Here is a 15144-nt window from a genome sequence, read left to right as displayed (position 1 = left end):
GTCAGACTGTCGTAAACGCGACCCAGGCGGCCCCGATCAGCAACGCCACGCCCAGCGGGCGGGTCACCAGTCGGCCCAGGTCGGGCAATTTTTCGAAAACCATCAGCATCGTGGCCAGCCCCATGAAGGCCAGGTTCATCACGCCACCCACGAAGGCCAGCAGCATCAGCGCCCAGCAGCAGCCCAGGCACACCAGCCCCAGCCGCAGGCCATTGCGCCACGGGCCCTCGTCCCAATGCTGGATGAAGAAGGTCAGCGGATGACGGCACTTGCTCAGGCAGGCCTCTTTGATGGCTGAAAACTGGTACAGGCCGGCGACGGCCAGAAGGCCTGCGGACAGCAGCCCCGAAACGCTTTCGCCCAGCCCGTTCAGCGCGCCCGCCCGGTACAGCGCCATTTGCGCCAGCGCCGCCAGAACGGAAAAGCCCAGCCAGACCGTCAGATACCCTGCCAACAGATGCCCGAACCGAGTGCCGGGCGCGGCATGGGACAGGTCGTCATAGGTGGCAAAGGCCGGCAAAGCCGTCGGCGCCATCATCGCCGCCGACATCAACGCCCACATGGCCACCATCTTCAGCAGCCCTGCCGCATCAGGGGTTACCGTGCACAGGCTGCGCCAGAAATCCTCGCCGTATACCGCACCAAGGGCGCGCATCTCGGCCGGCACCGCCATCAGGTACAGCGCCCCCCAGGCCAACAGGATCGCGGCGAACAGGGCCAGCCAATGCGGTGCAGTCATGGCTCTTATCCGGTCCACGGTCACGGCCCTCCCTGCGACTCACTCCTTGCTTTTCAAATGTCAGACTTTTAAATGTCAGACAAATAAATTTTTCACGGTGACCCCAAGAAGATGAAAATCGACCCGCAGAAAAGCACCGACCTATCTGCGCAGATCGCCCAGGCCATCCGCGATGCGATCGTATCAGGAGAGCTGATCGTGGACGAGCGCCTGCCCTCGGAATCCGAGCTGGCGGATCAGTTCCAAGTGTCGCGTCCCACCGTGCGTGAGGCGCTTAAGCGGCTGGCGGCACAGTCGTTGATCCGCACACAGCGCGGCGCGACCGGAGGTGCGTTCGTCAACCGGTTGAGTTTCCAGGACGCCTATTCCCAACAGATCACGACTTCGACGCTGCTGCTGTCGATGAACGAGGTCAGCTTCGACACCGCCTGCGAGGCCCGCTATGCGTTGGAACGGGCCTGCGCGCCCCTGTCGGCGCAGCGGCGCACCGCAGATCAACTGGCCACCATGCGCGCGGAAATTTTCCGCCAGGCGCAACCCGGTTTGACGGATGAGGCCTTCTGCGCCTCGGACGTGGCTTTTCACCGGGCGCTGGTCGATGGTGCGGGCAACCCTGTCCTGTCCTATCAACTGGCCGGCGCGGTCGAGGCGATGCAGCCCCTGATGAACATGATCACCTTTACCGCCCGCTCGCGCGAGGAGATCATCCGCCTGCACAGCAAGATCGCCGACGCGCTGGAGGCGCAAGACGCCGAGACCGTCGACGCTGCGCTGGTCGAGCTGGAAACCTACACGCGCCACCTTGCCCATGACGTGGCTGAACGTCGGCGGAAACCGGCCTGAGCGCCGCTTGAATAATTCTTGACGCATCACATCAACGGAAAGGACACTCGGGCAGGCAGACCATCATCCGGCGGGAAGACCGGCACTCTCAATAAAAATTGATTTTCAATGACTTACGGGAGGACGTTATGAATAAAAGACCGGATCCGACATTTTATCCATCCGCCAAACTGGCCATGGAGGCCCCGCCCGAGACCCTGGCCTTCACGCTGATGCTCAGCCCTGATTTCTCGCAGCCCGACGGCTTGGCCGTGGTAAACGTCGACCCAACTTCGGGCGACTACGGCAAGATCGTTCACAAGGTGATGATGCCCAACAAGGGCGACGAGTTTCACCATTTCGGATGGAACGCCTGTTCCTCGGCCCTGTCGCCGCTGACCGGCCACGCCTTCCTTGAGCGCCGGTACCTGATCATCCCCGGTATCCGATCGAGCCGGATCTATGTCATCGACGTGAAGGACCCGCTTCAGGCCTATATCCACAAGATCATCGAACCCGAGGAAGTCTTTGCAAAAACTGGATATTCCCGCCCGCACACGATTCACTGCGGCCCCGAAGGCATCTATGTCAGCACCCTGGGCGGCGGCGGCGAGAAGGGCACTGACGGTCCACCGGGCATCTTCATCATGGACTGTGAAACCTTCGACATCATCGGGCGTTACGAGATCGAACGCGGCGTGCAGGACAAGCACTATGATTTCTGGTGGAACCTGCCGCGTGACTACATGGTCAGTTCCGAATGGGGCCTGCCGCCGCAATTCGAGAACGGCCTGCTACCCGAGGACCTTCTGTCGAACAAATATGGCCACCGGATCCATTTCTGGAACCTGCGCGACCGCACCAACATCCAGACCATCGACCTGGGCGAGAACCACCAGATGGCGCTGGAAATCCGGCCTGCGCACGATCCTGTCAAGGAATACGGGTTCTGCGGCGTGGTGGTCGACACCACCAACCTGCAGGGCGCGATCTTTACGTGGTGGCGCGACAAGAAAGGCAAGTTCCACGCCAAAAAAACCATTACGATCGACCCCCAACCCGCTGATCCTGCTGATCTTCCCGAACTTCTTAAAGGGTTCTCGGCGGTGCCGCCGCTGGTCACCGACATCGACCTGAGCCTGGATGACAAATACCTTTACGTCGCGTGCTGGGGTACCGGTGAAATGCACCAGTACGATGTCTCGGACCCGATGAAGCCCAAACTGGCCGACAAGGTCGAGATCGGCGGAATCGTCAAGAAGACCAAGCACCCCAACGGCAAGGACTTTGGCTATGGCCCGCAAATGGTCGAGATCAGTCGTGACGGGAAACGCGTCTATTGGACCAATTCGCTCTATTCCACCTGGGATGATCAGTTCTACCCCGGCGAGCGCGGCGCGGCGATGGTCAAGGCGGATGTCGGCAAAAAAGGCGGCCTGAAGCTCGACAGGAACTTCTGGGTCGAATTCCCCAAAGGTTATCGCGCCCATCAGATCCGGCTTGAGGGGGGAGACTGCTCCACCGACAGTTTCTGCTACCCTTCGGTCTGAATTGGACGTCTTGATGACATCGACGGCCGGCCTCTGGCTGGCCGTTTTGCTGAGCGGCGCCTATCACGGGCTGAACCCCGGCATGGGCTGGCCGCTGGCCGTGTCGGCTGCATTGATGGAGCAACGTCAATCCGCCTTGTGGCGCGCGTTAGCAGCCTTGGCGGGCGGGCATTTCTTGGCGATGCTGGGCGTACTGCTGCCCTTTGCGGTGATGACCATCCTCGTAGACTATCAGCGCGAAATCCGGATCGGAGCAGCCCTGATCGTGATCGCCATAGGCCTCTACATCGCGATCACCCGTCGGCATCCACGGTTCCTGGCGCGCGTGCCGCCCAGTAGGCTGGCACTGTGGTCGTTTCTGGTGGCGCTAGCGCATGGTGCGGCGCTTATGCTTGTGCCGATCTATCTGGGCCTGTGCGGACTGGACGAGCTGGATACCGGCCACAGAGCCGTGTCAGAGATCATGGGCACCAATGGCCTGCTGGTTCTGACGGTGGCCGCGGTCCATACCGGCGCGATGATGCTGGGTGGCGGCGCGCTGGCGTTCGCGGTCTATCGCTGGCTGGGCCTGCAATTCCTTTCGCGCAGCTGGTTCAACCTGGAAATGGTCTGGGCGCTCAGTCTGATCCTCGTGGGCGTGCTCGGCCTGTGGGCCGCAATCTGAGGTCTTCCCCCTGCCCCAAAACAGATTAGGTTCGATTGGCAGGCATTTGAAACGCGAGGCCCCCATGACCGGAACACTCAACATCATCGCAGCCCTTCTGACCATCGGCTTTGGCCTGTTCGGCTTTCTGGCTCCGGCCTGGACGGCAGCCTCGCTGGATCTTGCGCCCACCAACAGCACGATGGGCCTCAGTGAAATGCGCGCCTCGGTCGGCGGACTGTTCGTCGTGACCGGAATCGCGGTATTGTGGCTGAACCACCCGATGGCCTACGCGATGTTGGGCGTGATCTATGCGGGCGCGGCGCTGGGTCGGTTCGTGTCCGTTCTGCTGGACAATCCGCCCTTGGCCAAGGCGTTGACCTTCGGTGGTATCGAGCTGGTGCTGGCAATCTGGCTGATCGCCGCCAACCTGGCGAAGCCCGCGTGATCGGTTGAAAAAATCGCCATGATCCCGCGCCTTGGGGGTTTGCATCCGCAAAAATCCTCACCTATATAAGTCCTGTCCTTCGGGACTATGGACATAAACGCGCTCGTAATAAGCGGATCGGACCCGGGGGCGGTACCCGGCGGCTCCACCATATATCCTTCATTTGGGGATCATGGGGCCGAAACAGGATCGACGAACGTCTAAAGGGGTTAGCTTTGTCCCGGCTGTCTGCCACCGTTACCGGCGAAAACAGTACAATTGCAAATGACAATCGTGCTCCGGTTGCCGTTGCTGCGTAAGCAGTAACCAGACCGAAACTTAAGTCCTTGCGCCTAGCCGCGTAAGGCGGGGTTCGCAGGTGCCTGGCAACAGAAACCTGCACTTTCCCAACCATTTGTCTGCGGTTTTTGCGCTGATCCTAACGGTGTTCAGGGTTTCTTCACCTCTATGCGCAAGTCTCTCATAAGCTAGACAGGAAAGCTGGGATGACTCATGCAGAGATTCTTCGGGCCTGGTACTCGGAGGTTTGGGAAAAAGGCAATGTCAACGCGATCGACGAATATTTCGCGCCCGAAACGATGGCCGAAGGGCTGATACCGGAAATGCAGGTCGGCGTGGACGATTTCCGCGATCTGGTGATGGCCTTCCGTCATGTGCTGGGCGACATTCAGGTGGACCTGCCGAAAATCATCGAGAGCGGCGACTGGGCCTCGGCGGTCCTGCATGTAAGGACATCGCGTGCCGACAATGGTGCGCCGCTTGAGGTCACCGGACAGGTCATGGCGCGGTTCAAGGGTGACAAGATGGTCGAAGCCTACAATCAGTTCGATTTCGTGTCGCTGTTCGAACAACTAGGCCAGTTTCCGCAGGACACGCTGCCCGTATGCATGACCGGACAACGTCTCGATTGGGCCTGACCGGTTCTTGACCGCACAGGCAAAGCCCGCATAGCAAGGACCGAGACCGGCAACTCGCCCGCCCAGGCAGGGCGCGGATTGCCACATCTCGAAATGCGGAAGGGCGTGTTCCATGGCGGGGCCGGTGTTTGGGGATTACTATCAAATGCAGTGTCGAATTCCCCCGCCGAGCATGCGGCCTCTACTTGAGCACACGCGCCTGCGCACGCCGACCCTCGGCACTCCGGCAGTCGCCTCGGTCATGGCCTGCGGATGAGCCCCTCGGTCGCGGATCTTATCCGGGTGTTCGGCCGTATCGGAGTGTTGTCCTTTGGTGGGCCGGCCGCCCAGATCTCGCTGATGCACCGGGAACTGGTGGATCGCCGTGCCTGGCTGGATGAGCCGACATTTCTGCGCGCCCTGTCGCTGTGCATGCTGCTGCCCGGCCCCGAGGCGATGCAACTGGCCACATATGCCGGCTGGCGCCTGCGCGGCGTGCCCGGCGGGCTGATCGCGGGCGCGCTTTTCGTTTTGCCCGGCGCAATCGTGATCGCTGCGCTGGTGATGCTCTATGCCACCTATGGCGACCTGCCGCCTGTCCAGGCGGCTTTTCTGGGTGTCAAGGCGACCGTCATTGCAGTCGTGCTGCAGGCCGTGATCAACCTGTCGCGCAAGACCCTCTCGGGGCTGCAGTCTCGCGTTATCGCGGGGCTGGCTTTTCTGGCCATTTTTGCACTAAACCTGCCCTTCCCGCTGATCGTCGTATCGGCCGGTTGTTGGGGGTACTTTATGTCCCGCACGACACATCCGCCGTCCGATCCGGGTCGGCTCCCAGCGGAAAGACACGCACTGCGCACCGCCTTGGTCTGGATGACGCTTTGGCTTTTGCCGCTGGCTCTGCTGACGGCGTCGGGTCAGACGCTGCTGGCCGATCTGGGCTGGTTCTTTGCCAAACTAGCGGTTGTCAGCTTTGGGGGCGCCTACGCGGTGCTGTCCTACATGACCCAGACGGTGGTGGCGCAGCATGGCTGGATCTCGGCCGACCAGATGATCGATGCGCTGGGCCTGGCCGAGACAACTCCGGGGCCTCTGATCCTGGTGACGCAATTCGTGGCCATGCTGACCGGTCAGATCGCCGGTGGCCCCGGTTTGGCCCTGGCCGCAGGCGCGGTCGCACTTTGGGCGACTTTCGTCCCCTGCTTTCTTTGGATCTTCCTGTCGGCCCCATATCTGGATCACATCGCCCGGAACCCGCGCTTGTCCGGCGCCTTGAGCGCAATCTCGGCGGCTGTCGTCGGGGTGATTCTCAACCTTTCGGTGTGGTTCGCGCTGAACGTGATTTTTGCAGACGTGGCCCGATACGGCCTTGGCCCCATCTCAATCCCGATACCCGTTCCATCCAGCCTGAATTTTCAGGCGCTTGCACTGACAGTTTCCGCTGGGCTGTTGATATTCCGACTGAAATCTGGTTTCGGGGTCGCGTTGGCCGCCATGGCCGCAGCAGGTTTGGCCCTGCATTATCTTTGAACAATCCGGCGCTGCCGGGCCTTTCGTTTCCGCCCGAATCCCTTATGCTTGGGGCAACCACTTTCGAGGACAAGACATGTCGCAAGGCATCGACTACGGCAACCTAATGCACACCGCCATGCGCGGCCTGATCAAGACCGTTCTGCAACGGGTCTCGGAGTCGGGGCTGCCCGGGGCGCATCATTTCTTCATCACATTCGACACCCGCACACCCGGTGTTGAAATTGCCGACTGGTTGCGCCAGCGCTACCCGGATGAAATGACGATCGTGGTGCAGCATTGGTTCGAAAACCTGAGCGTCGATGACGACGGCTTTGCCATCACGCTGAATTTCGGAGATTCGCCCGAACCGCTGTATATCCCCTTTGCGGCAATCCAGACCTTCGTGGACCCGTCGGTCGAATTCGGGCTGCGCTTCGAGGGCCCCGAAGAAGACGAAGAGGAAATCGCGGCGACCGAAGAGGACTCGATCGAAGTCGAGGCCGAGGACAAGCCGCACCACGACGCCGACATCGTATCGCTGGACAGTTTCCGCAAACAGCCCTGATCGGCCGATTGTAGGGCTGAAACGCTATTTCCTGCGCAGGAACGTATCCACTGACCGCGCCTCGCGCCCGTCGCTGAAGCGCGAGAAGGACAGGTTCAGCCCGCCTTCGGCCAGCGTTCGGTCATATTGCTGCAGTTCATAGTCGCCTTCGTGGTCGATAAACAGGGAAAACACGGTCAGCGTGTCGCCGACTATGCGGCCCCATACGAAGGGTTCACCCTTCATTGGATCCAGCGGCACTTCGTGGCCGAACACGTTGCGTTTCATCGCCGCCGAATAGATCTGAGGGCGGTCCGACGGCCGGAAGTCAACCGAGAACGACTGCTCTTTCACCCGGCCATCCGCCTTATATGTCACTGTTGTCCAACTGACATTGAACCCGTCATCGGTTTCGGAGATGCGCACGCTCATGTCGCGCGGGGTCGCGGTTCCGTCCGCATCCACGACCTGGGCCGACCCGACATAGTCACCGACAAAGGGCCCGATATCCGCTGCGCCGGCCTGAACTCCGATCAGCATCGCCACGACAGCCGCCCAAACCCGCATCTGCGCAAACTGTGATTTTTTCAGCCCCAAACGAAACATCCCGACCTCTCCGTTTCCCGCCCTTCGCATTCTAGACACGCGGGCCACCGGCACAATGGCAGATGGGACGACCACCCGAAAGAAAAATGACGCACCTCGCCCGGCTATACCTTTTCTGCCCATCAGATTAAGGTGCGCGCAACTGGCCGATTGCGCCGCGGCGTGGCTGCGGCTAAACGGCATGCGACTGCATACCAGACGGAGTGACAGATGTCTCAGACCCGCACCGAATCCGACAGTTTTGGCCCGCTCGAGGTTCCGGCCGACAAGTACTGGGGAGCGCAGACGCAGCGCTCGATCATGAACTTCCCCATCGGCTGGGAGAAACAGCCCGTCGCCATCATCCGCGCGCTGGGCGTGGTCAAGAAGGCCTGCGCCATGCAGAACAAGGCAACGGGCAAGCTGGACGCACGCATCGCCGACGCCATCATCGAGGCCGCCGGAGAGGTGATCGAGGGCAAGTTCGACGACAATTTCCCTCTGGTCGTCTGGCAGACCGGTTCGGGTACCCAGTCGAACATGAACGCCAACGAGGTCATCGCGAACCGCGCGATCGAGATTCTAGGCGGCGTGATCGGTTCGAAGGACCCGGTGCACCCGAACGATCACTGCAACATGGGCCAGTCGTCGAATGACACCTTCCCAACCGCCATGCACATCGCCACCGCGATGAGCGTGCGTGACGTTCTGCTGCCGGGGCTGGAGAAGCTGGCCGCCGGGCTAGAGCAGAAGTCGGCAGAATTCAAAGATATCATCAAGATCGGCCGCACCCATACCCAGGACGCGACCCCGCTGACCCTGGGCCAGGAATTCAGCGGCTATGCCCACCAGATCCGTCAGGGCATCGCCCGTGTGAACGCAGCCATGCCCGGCATCTACGAGCTGGCGCAGGGCGGCACCGCCGTGGGCACCGGGCTGAACACCCAGAAAGGCTGGGCCGAGGCCGTTGCGGCCAACATGGCCGAAATCACCGGCCTGCCCTTCGTCACCGCGCCGAACAAGTTCGAGGCGTTGGCCGCCCATGATGCGATGGTATTCCTGTCGGGTACTTTGGCCACGGTCGCGGGCAGCTGCTACAAGATCGCCAACGACATCCGCTTCCTTGGCTCGGGGCCGCGCTCGGGTCTGGGCGAATTGATCCTGCCGGAAAACGAGCCCGGTTCGTCGATCATGCCGGGCAAGGTCAACCCGACCCAAGCCGAGGCGCTGACCCAGGTCGCGGCCCACGTCATGGGCAACGACGCCGCGATCAAGTTCGCCGGCAGCCAGGGCCATTTCGAGCTGAACGTCTACAACCCGATGATGGCCTACAACCTGCTGCAGTCGATCCAGCTGCTGGGCGACGCGACCGACAGCTTCACCGAGCGCATGCTGCTGGGTATCAAGGCCAACGAGGCGCGCATCGACAAGCTGATGAAGGAATCGCTGATGCTGGTGACCGCCTTGGCCCCCACCATCGGCTATGACAACGCCACCACGGTCGCCAAAACCGCGCACAAGAACGGCACCACGCTGAAGGAAGAGGCCATCAAGCTGGGCTTTGTCGATGAAGCGACCTTTGACGCCGTCGTGCGCCCCGAGCAGATGATCGGGCCCAAGGACTGATGGGCAAGCCGGTCAATCTGAACCGGTATCGCAAGGAAAAGGCGCGGGCCGAGAAAAAGGCCCGCGCCGACCGGAACGCGGCGGCGTTCGGGCGCAGTAAAGCGGAAAAGCAGCTGGACAAGGCCCGTACGGACAAAGCTCGCCGAGATCTGGAAAATCACGAGCTGGATGAATGAGCGGCCGGCCCGTCAAACGCTCGCTGACCCTCCAGGGGCACCGTACCTCGGTCTCGCTCGAGGATGAGTTCTGGCAGGCGTTTCGGGACATCGCCAAAGCAAAAGGTTTGCCGATCAATGTTTTGGCCTCGGAAATTGATGCCGTGCGCGACCCTGAGACCGGCCTGGCGTCGGCCATTCGTGTCTTTGTTCTAAACTGGTACCGGTCATCCGATCGCACCCCTTGATCTGATCCCCGTCGGTGTCTAGGCTGATTGTGAACAAAAAGGGTACACTTGATGCGCGATCTCGTGACCGGCCCGGATGGCCAACCGCGATGCGGCTGGTGTCAGGCCGCGCCGGAGTTTTTCGACTATCACGACAAAGAATGGGGCTATCCGGTGGATGACGACCAGCGCCTGTTCGAAAAGCTCTGCCTTGAAAGCTTCCAATCCGGCCTCAGCTGGCGCATCATTCTGGCCAAGCGCGAAAACTTCTGCAAAGCCTTTTCCGGATTTGATTTCAACGTGATGGCCGGCTTTTCTGAAGCGGATGTCGAGCGCCTGCTGCAAGATGCCGGCATCATCCGCCATCGCGGCAAGATCGAGGCGGTAATCAACAACGCCTGCCGCGCGCAGGAGCTGGTGGCCGAAACCGGCTCACTGGCGGCCTATGTCTGGAGGTTCGAGCCCGAGACTCCTCCTGCGCCGCAGACGGCGTCGACTTCGCCCGAGTCGGTCGCCATGTCCAAGGATCTGAAAAAGCGCGGGTGGAAATTTGTCGGCCCCACTACGGTGTTTGCCTTCATGCAGGCGATGGGGCTGGTGAATGACCACGCCAGCGGCTGCGCCATGCGCGAAAAAGCGGCGCAGATGCGCCGCTCATTCACCAAACCGGTCTGACCTCAGACCGAGGCGCGGTAGATCTTGTCGATATTGCTGCCCAGGGCCGCGTTGAACTCGGCATCCGACTGCTGTTTCGACAGCCCCTCGGTCAGCGCACGCGAGAAAGAGGCGATCATCTTGCCGTTCTGCGCCAGCAGGTCACAGGCCTCGTCGGTCGAATAACCGCCCGACAGCGCCACTACACGCAGAACACGCGGATGATCGGCGGCCTCGTCATACAGATTGGCCTTGCTGGGCAGTGTCAGCTTCAGCATGACGTCCTGCCCCTCGACCAACTCGTCGAGGTTCTTGAGGATTTCGGCTTGCAGGATCTCTTCGGCTTCGGCCTTGGTGTCCGACTTGATGTTCACCTCGGGCTCGATGATCGGGACCATGCCGGCCGCGATCACCTCGCGAGCCACGTCGAATTGCTGTTTCACCACGGCGGCGATGCCCTCGGCATTGGCCTCGTGGATGACCGAACGTTCCTTGGTGCCGAACACGCCTTCGGCCTTGGCCAGCGTCTCGGCCAGGCCCGGGATGGGCTTCATCAGCTGCACACCGTTGGCGGTGTCCTCTAGCCCTTTGTCAATCTTGAGGAACGGCACGATGCCTTTGATCGACCACAGGTAATCGGCCACCTTGCGGCCCTCGATTTCCTCGCCCAGCGTGCGTTCGAACAGGATCGCGCCGATCACCTTGTCGCGGGTGAAGTCATCGGCCAGGATGATCCTGGCGCGCATCTTCTGGATCTCGGCAAACATTTCCTCGTCCGAGCCATAGTCGGACGGCTGCACCCCGTACAGCGCCAGCGCCTTGGGCGTCGAGCCGCCGCTCTGATCCAGAGCCGCGATGAAGCCCGCACCGTTGATCATCTGTTCGCGCTGTTCAGCCTTGGACATAACACTTTCCCGTTCAGTAATGATTCCGCCTTTCCAATCGCATACAGCATGGCGCGGGGCGATGATAGTTTGTTAGCGCTCAACCACGCGCAGCCAGATTCCGTCGCGCGACCGGACCGTCAGATGCGCCGCCGGTACCGGGGTGCGGCCCTCAACAGGTTCGAACCGGTACCGGCGCAGCAGGATCGACAGGATCAACGGCCCCTCAACCATCGCAAACCCCGCCCCGGTGCAGACGCGCGGCCCGGCCGAAAACGGGATGAACGCCGCACGCTGGCAGGCTTTGCCGTTTTCGGTCGCCCAGCGGGCCGGGTCAAAGCCGTCGGGGTCTTCCCACAGCCGCTCATGGCGGTGCAGATGCCATGGGCTGAGTACGATCTGCGCGCCCTTGGGCACGTCGCGGTCGCGGAAGCGTTCGGGGCATGTGGCCTCGCGCACCATCATCGGCACCGGGGGATAGAGCCGCAGCGCCTCGCGGAACACATCGCGGCTGATGCGCAGTATGGACATGCTGGCAAAGCTGATTTTGTCCTGCGCGCCAGCTTCCTCGGCCACGCGTTCCTGCCAGTCGGGATAGGCGGCCATCAGGTACAGCGCCCACGCCAAGGCCGAAGCGCTGGTTTCGTGCCCGGCCAGAAAGAAAATGGCGACCTGGTCGATCATCTCGTCGGTGTTGAAACACTGTCCGGTTAGGGGGTCGGGCGTGGTCATGATCTTGGTGGCCAGATCGTCGGGCGCAGTGCCGGCGGCGATCTGCGCGGCCCGCTCGCGGGTCAGGCGGGCGATCAAGGCGCGGATTTCGGCCGCCGCACCGCGGGTCTTGCGCGCGTGGAACCGGGGCACCCAGTCGGGCAGCGGCACGAAAGCCGCAAGGTTCAGCAGCGGTTGCTGCCGCTGATAAGCGCGGAATTTCTCGAACACCTGTGCGGCGATCTCGTGCTCGATCGGCACTGAGAACAGGGTCCGAAAGATCACATCGGCGGCGGCATGGCTGGTGACCTCCTCGATCTCGACCGGTACGCCTGTCTTGTCGCGCAGGCGTTCGGCGCAAGCCTCGGCCGAGGCCAGCATCGCGGGAAAGGTCTGTTTCAGCCGTCCGCCCTCGAAGGCCGGGTCGATGATGCGGCGCTGGCGCTCCCAGGTCGCACCATTGGTCAGGAATACCGATTGGCCTAACAAGGGTCGCAGGCCTTCGCTGATCCGGCCGGATTTCGGGAAATCCTGGGGGCGGTGTTTCAGAACCCGGTCGATCAGTTCGGGCTGGTTGATCAGATAGGACCGGAAGAATGGGGTCCGGAACTCGGCCATCCAGGCGCGGTACAGGCGTTGCGGCTGGGCCGACAGGATGTCACGCCGGAACAGACGCAGGTATTGCCACAGCGATACCTTGTCAGGTCTGACGGGCGGCTTGGGCGGGGTCATGCGCGCACCGTTCGGTATTTGGACACCGCCCGCTCGATCCGCGACTTCGACGGGGCACGCTCGGCGAACCGCGCGCCCAATGTCTGCGGCCCGGCGGTGATGCGGAAATAATCATAATCGCCCGGCCGGTCGAACGCGCAAAGATACTGGAAATGTAGACGGAAGAACCGCCAGCGCAAAGCTCCCCAGCGTTCGGGCGACAGGGTTTGCGTGAAAGCGGCTGACAAAACCAGCGGCCAGCGTTTGCCCGGCCCGGCAACGCCGCTGACCGCAACCGGATCACACAAGGCAAACGCGCAGCCATCCCCGGGCGCCGAGACATCGACCCATGTCAACTGCTCGGTCTGCGACAGCAGCTGCAGGTCGGCCCGCAACCGATCGGCCCGCGGCAGGAATGACACCATCGGCACCACCTGCCCCAATGTCAGGAAGGACAGGACGGGGCCATCCGGCGGCACATCGCCCCGCCGCAGCATGTCGGCCAGAACCGAAACCCCCAGATGCGCGCCGGAACTGTGGCCTACCACCAGAACCTCATCGACCGGCGAATGCAGAGCCGCCGCGATAGTGGCACGGAATTCGTCCAACCGGGCCTGCGACTCGGGCGGCGTTTCCCCGCGCAGCCGCGCTGAATAGGCATAGTCGTGCATTAGGTAATAGGCGAACAGACGGTTGTCGATCTTGCGAAACCAGCGCAGGACCACCACCAAAAGCGCCAGCGCTGGCGGAAGCGCCAAAACCCCGACCCACGGGAACAGTAACGCCACGAGGCCCCATCCCAGTGCCACTGCCGCCGCCAGTTGCACCAGCAACATCCCCACTGGATACAGCGCAGCGATCACCGGGCCCTTGCGCAAGCCCATCAGCCGCCACAGCGTGCCGGTCGAAATGTAGACCCACGCCGTGCGCAGCAATTGCCAATAGGTCGCCGGGATCGAGCTGTCCATGCTGTCGCGTACGATGTCGGACCAGACCAGAACCTCGACATCCGTCTGCACCTCGGCCCCGTCCTGCACCGACCGGACAAGCCACCCATAGGGGCCATCGCCCGTCTTGGCCGAGACCTCCAACTGATACCCAGAAATCCCTGATTGCGTGCGCCCTTCTTTCCGATAGAGTTCGCGATAGCGGCGGGGATGGATCGGATCATAGCCGGGGATATAGAACACCCGGCGTCGTTGTACCCCAGATTGCGGAACCTGACTGCTCATGCCTCTGCCCTTGTTGCAGGCAGGTTAGCGCAGCGGTGTGGCCAAGGTAAGGCCCGATCATCGCGGCCGGGCGCCGCGTCAGCCCAGAGTGGCCAGCGCCGGGAATGTTTCCAGCAGCCACCAACTGAACTGGCTGAACAGGCCCGTCACCAGCATGATGCCGACCACCAGCAACAGGCCACCCATGACCTTTTCGATCGTGCCCATATGCGGCTTCAGCTTGTTCATCACCGACATCGACCGGTTCAGGAACATCGCCGCCAGCAGGAACGGAATGCCCAGGCCTGCGGCGTAGACGCCCAGCAGCAGCGTACCCCGCGCTACCGAGGCCTCGGACGCGGCCAGCGACAGGATCGCGCCCAGCTGGGGACCGATGCACGGGGTCCAGCCGAATGCGAAGGCCAGCCCCAGGATGTAAGCCCCGAAGACCGATCCGCCTGCGTCCCCGGTCTCGACCCGCGCCTCACGGTCCAGGATCGGAATGCGGAACACGTTCAGGAAATGCAGGCCGAAAACGATCACCACCAGACCCGAGGCCTTAGCGAACAGCTCCTGGTTCTGCAGCACGAAGGCGCCAAAGGCCGAGGCCGTGAAGCCTAGCAGCAGGAACACCGTCGACAGCCCCAGCACGAAGAACAGCGCAGACAGGGTCGCCTTGCGCCGGGCCTGCGCCTGATCCTGCATCTCGTGGATGGTCACGCCGCTCATATAGGCCAGATAGGGCGGCACGATCGGCAACACGCAGGGCGACAGAAAGCTGATCAACCCGCCGACCAGCGCGATGAACATGGCGGGCAGCAGCCCCGCGTCGATGATATCGATTCCGAACATGACACTGCAGATAGGGTATCCGAACGGCCGCGTCACGGGGCCATTCGGTCACATCCTCGTGGCTGCATGCTGGACAGAGCGCTTCGCGGCAAATATCTGAGGCACATGACTCATGAAGCCGAAACCCTTGACGCGCTGGGCCTTTTGTGTCCCCTGCCCGTTCTGAAAGCCCGCAAAAGGCTGAAATCCATGCCGGCGGGGTCTATTCTGCGCCTGCTGGCCGATGATCCGGCCGCCGTCGTCGATGTTCCGCATTTCTGCGCGGAATCCGGTCACGAACTTGTTGGGCGACAGGACATGCCCGATCACCAAGTCTATCTGATCCGAAAAAACGCGTGATGCCCCAAGAAAAAAATGGCGGGCCGATTGGCCCGCCT

The 15144-nt window shown here is 62.0% G+C and carries 18 protein-coding genes and 1 other RNA gene; 13 read left to right on the top strand and 6 right to left on the bottom strand.

The features are described 5' to 3' along the window. Window position 1: 1 nt before the first annotated feature. Window positions 2–739, bottom strand: coding sequence for a DUF2182 domain-containing protein (locus AC2FNS_RS04980; protein WP_496711135.1), 738 nt, complete (start codon window positions 737–739; stop codon window positions 2–4). Window positions 740–850: 111 nt separating this feature from the next. Here AC2FNS_RS04980 and AC2FNS_RS04975 point away from each other — a divergent pair, with 111 nt between their 5' ends. The 8 genes from AC2FNS_RS04975 (at window position 851) to AC2FNS_RS04940 (ending at window position 7172) form a co-directional block, all read left to right on the top strand. Then, entirely contained in the window at window positions 851–1582 is a 732-nt protein-coding gene (locus AC2FNS_RS04975; protein ID WP_496688332.1) for a FadR/GntR family transcriptional regulator, read from the top strand. Window positions 1583–1710: 128 nt separating this feature from the next. Further along, window positions 1711–3111, top strand: a complete 1401-nt coding sequence (locus AC2FNS_RS04970; RefSeq protein WP_496711136.1) for a selenium-binding protein SBP56-related protein — start codon at window positions 1711–1713, stop codon at window positions 3109–3111. A 13-nt stretch (window positions 3112–3124) separates the two neighbouring features. After that, the gene (locus AC2FNS_RS04965) at window positions 3125–3775 is read left to right on the top strand and encodes a hypothetical protein (protein WP_496711137.1); all 651 of its coding nucleotides are present in this window, start codon (window positions 3125–3127) and stop codon (window positions 3773–3775) included. A gap of 64 nt (window positions 3776–3839) precedes the next feature. Further along, entirely contained in the window at window positions 3840–4202 is a 363-nt protein-coding gene (locus tag AC2FNS_RS04960) for a DUF4345 family protein (RefSeq protein ID WP_496711138.1), read from the top strand. Between the two features lie 35 nt (window positions 4203–4237). Then, window positions 4238–4585, top strand: a transfer-messenger RNA (tmRNA) gene (gene ssrA / locus AC2FNS_RS04955). A 102-nt stretch (window positions 4586–4687) separates the two neighbouring features. Next, complete coding sequence (locus tag AC2FNS_RS04950; protein ID WP_496711139.1) at window positions 4688–5119, top strand: ester cyclase; 432 nt, start codon at window positions 4688–4690, stop codon at window positions 5117–5119. 252 nt (window positions 5120–5371) lie between these two features. Next, window positions 5372–6625 carry a chromate efflux transporter gene (gene chrA, locus AC2FNS_RS04945; RefSeq protein ID WP_496803788.1) on the top strand — a complete coding sequence of 418 codons (1254 nt, stop codon included), beginning with the start codon at window positions 5372–5374 and terminating at the stop codon, window positions 6623–6625. 76 nt (window positions 6626–6701) lie between these two features. Further along, window positions 6702–7172 carry an SspB family protein gene (locus AC2FNS_RS04940; protein WP_496797597.1) on the top strand — a complete coding sequence of 157 codons (471 nt, stop codon included), beginning with the start codon at window positions 6702–6704 and terminating at the stop codon, window positions 7170–7172. Window positions 7173–7196: 24 nt separating this feature from the next. On the opposite strand, the gene AC2FNS_RS04935 is transcribed toward AC2FNS_RS04940, so the two are convergent. Beyond that, window positions 7197–7718: a hypothetical protein gene (locus AC2FNS_RS04935; RefSeq protein WP_496679923.1), complete on the bottom strand. Its 522-nt coding sequence runs from the start codon at window positions 7716–7718 to the stop codon at window positions 7197–7199. Between the two features lie 249 nt (window positions 7719–7967). Here AC2FNS_RS04935 and fumC point away from each other — a divergent pair, with 249 nt between their 5' ends. Genes fumC through AC2FNS_RS04915 form a run of 4 tightly spaced genes read left to right on the top strand, consistent with a single transcriptional unit; the run spans window position 7968 to window position 10419 of the window. Next, window positions 7968–9362, top strand: coding sequence for a class II fumarate hydratase (gene fumC, locus AC2FNS_RS04930; RefSeq protein WP_496711142.1), 1395 nt, complete (start codon window positions 7968–7970; stop codon window positions 9360–9362). After that, window positions 9362–9538 (top strand): DUF4169 family protein, encoded by a 177-nt coding sequence (locus tag AC2FNS_RS04925; RefSeq protein WP_496679919.1) that lies wholly within the window; start codon window positions 9362–9364, stop codon window positions 9536–9538. The genes fumC and AC2FNS_RS04925 overlap by 1 nt, the downstream gene beginning before the upstream one ends. Beyond that, window positions 9535–9765 carry a ribbon-helix-helix domain-containing protein gene (locus tag AC2FNS_RS04920; protein WP_496711143.1) on the top strand — a complete coding sequence of 77 codons (231 nt, stop codon included), beginning with the start codon at window positions 9535–9537 and terminating at the stop codon, window positions 9763–9765. The genes AC2FNS_RS04925 and AC2FNS_RS04920 overlap by 4 nt, the downstream gene beginning before the upstream one ends. Window positions 9766–9816: 51 nt before the next feature. Continuing rightward, on the top strand, window positions 9817–10419 hold the full coding sequence (locus AC2FNS_RS04915; protein ID WP_496711144.1) for a DNA-3-methyladenine glycosylase I: 603 nt from the start codon (window positions 9817–9819) through the stop codon (window positions 10417–10419). A gap of 2 nt (window positions 10420–10421) precedes the next feature. Here the strand turns inward: AC2FNS_RS04915 and AC2FNS_RS04910 are convergent, their stop codons facing one another. From AC2FNS_RS04910 to AC2FNS_RS04895, 4 genes are all read right to left on the bottom strand, one after another. Continuing rightward, window positions 10422–11303, bottom strand: coding sequence for a fructose bisphosphate aldolase (locus AC2FNS_RS04910; RefSeq protein ID WP_496711145.1), 882 nt, complete (start codon window positions 11301–11303; stop codon window positions 10422–10424). A 72-nt stretch (window positions 11304–11375) separates the two neighbouring features. Beyond that, window positions 11376–12725, bottom strand: coding sequence for a cytochrome P450 (locus tag AC2FNS_RS04905; protein WP_496803787.1), 1350 nt, complete (start codon window positions 12723–12725; stop codon window positions 11376–11378). After that, window positions 12722–13936 (bottom strand): hypothetical protein, encoded by a 1215-nt coding sequence (locus AC2FNS_RS04900; protein WP_496711147.1) that lies wholly within the window; start codon window positions 13934–13936, stop codon window positions 12722–12724. The genes AC2FNS_RS04905 and AC2FNS_RS04900 overlap by 4 nt, the downstream gene beginning before the upstream one ends. Before the next feature lie 78 nt (window positions 13937–14014). After that, a complete protein-coding gene (locus AC2FNS_RS04895) occupies window positions 14015–14767 on the bottom strand; it encodes a cytochrome c biogenesis CcdA family protein (RefSeq protein ID WP_496679909.1) in 753 nt (250 codons plus the stop codon). A 105-nt stretch (window positions 14768–14872) separates the two neighbouring features. Here AC2FNS_RS04895 and AC2FNS_RS04890 point away from each other — a divergent pair, with 105 nt between their 5' ends. After that, window positions 14873–15106, top strand: coding sequence for a sulfurtransferase TusA family protein (locus tag AC2FNS_RS04890; protein ID WP_496679907.1), 234 nt, complete (start codon window positions 14873–14875; stop codon window positions 15104–15106). Window positions 15107–15144: the final 38 nt, after the last annotated feature.

The sequence above is a fragment of the Ruegeria sp. BHSA191 genome (assembly GCF_059613325.1).
Note: the sequence above shows the minus strand (reverse complement) of the source record. Positions and strands in the feature narration are given on the sequence as shown.

Excerpts from the sequence above, each read along its gene's own strand:
- AC2FNS_RS04905 (WP_496803787.1), bottom strand. The coding sequence starts at position 12,725 with ATGACCCCGCCCAAGCCGCCCGTCAGACCTGACAAGGTATCGCTGTGG.
- AC2FNS_RS04920 (WP_496711143.1), top strand. The coding sequence starts at position 9,535 with ATGAGCGGCCGGCCCGTCAAACGCTCGCTGACCCTCCAGGGGCACCGT.
- fumC (WP_496711142.1), top strand. The coding sequence starts at position 7,968 with ATGTCTCAGACCCGCACCGAATCCGACAGTTTTGGCCCGCTCGAGGTT.
- AC2FNS_RS04900 (WP_496711147.1), bottom strand. The coding sequence starts at position 13,936 with ATGAGCAGTCAGGTTCCGCAATCTGGGGTACAACGACGCCGGGTGTTC.
- AC2FNS_RS04915 (WP_496711144.1), top strand. The coding sequence starts at position 9,817 with ATGCGCGATCTCGTGACCGGCCCGGATGGCCAACCGCGATGCGGCTGG.
- AC2FNS_RS04980 (WP_496711135.1), bottom strand. The coding sequence starts at position 739 with ATGACTGCACCGCATTGGCTGGCCCTGTTCGCCGCGATCCTGTTGGCC.
- AC2FNS_RS04975 (WP_496688332.1), top strand. The coding sequence starts at position 851 with ATGAAAATCGACCCGCAGAAAAGCACCGACCTATCTGCGCAGATCGCC.
- AC2FNS_RS04925 (WP_496679919.1), top strand. The coding sequence starts at position 9,362 with ATGGGCAAGCCGGTCAATCTGAACCGGTATCGCAAGGAAAAGGCGCGG.
- AC2FNS_RS04950 (WP_496711139.1), top strand. The coding sequence starts at position 4,688 with ATGACTCATGCAGAGATTCTTCGGGCCTGGTACTCGGAGGTTTGGGAA.
- AC2FNS_RS04970 (WP_496711136.1), top strand. The coding sequence starts at position 1,711 with ATGAATAAAAGACCGGATCCGACATTTTATCCATCCGCCAAACTGGCC.
- AC2FNS_RS04940 (WP_496797597.1), top strand. The coding sequence starts at position 6,702 with ATGTCGCAAGGCATCGACTACGGCAACCTAATGCACACCGCCATGCGC.
- AC2FNS_RS04910 (WP_496711145.1), bottom strand. The coding sequence starts at position 11,303 with ATGTCCAAGGCTGAACAGCGCGAACAGATGATCAACGGTGCGGGCTTC.
- AC2FNS_RS04965 (WP_496711137.1), top strand. The coding sequence starts at position 3,125 with ATGACATCGACGGCCGGCCTCTGGCTGGCCGTTTTGCTGAGCGGCGCC.
- AC2FNS_RS04895 (WP_496679909.1), bottom strand. The coding sequence starts at position 14,767 with ATGTTCGGAATCGATATCATCGACGCGGGGCTGCTGCCCGCCATGTTC.
- AC2FNS_RS04960 (WP_496711138.1), top strand. The coding sequence starts at position 3,840 with ATGACCGGAACACTCAACATCATCGCAGCCCTTCTGACCATCGGCTTT.
- chrA (WP_496803788.1), top strand. The coding sequence starts at position 5,372 with ATGAGCCCCTCGGTCGCGGATCTTATCCGGGTGTTCGGCCGTATCGGA.
- AC2FNS_RS04890 (WP_496679907.1), top strand. The coding sequence starts at position 14,873 with ATGACTCATGAAGCCGAAACCCTTGACGCGCTGGGCCTTTTGTGTCCC.
- AC2FNS_RS04935 (WP_496679923.1), bottom strand. The coding sequence starts at position 7,718 with ATGCGGGTTTGGGCGGCTGTCGTGGCGATGCTGATCGGAGTTCAGGCC.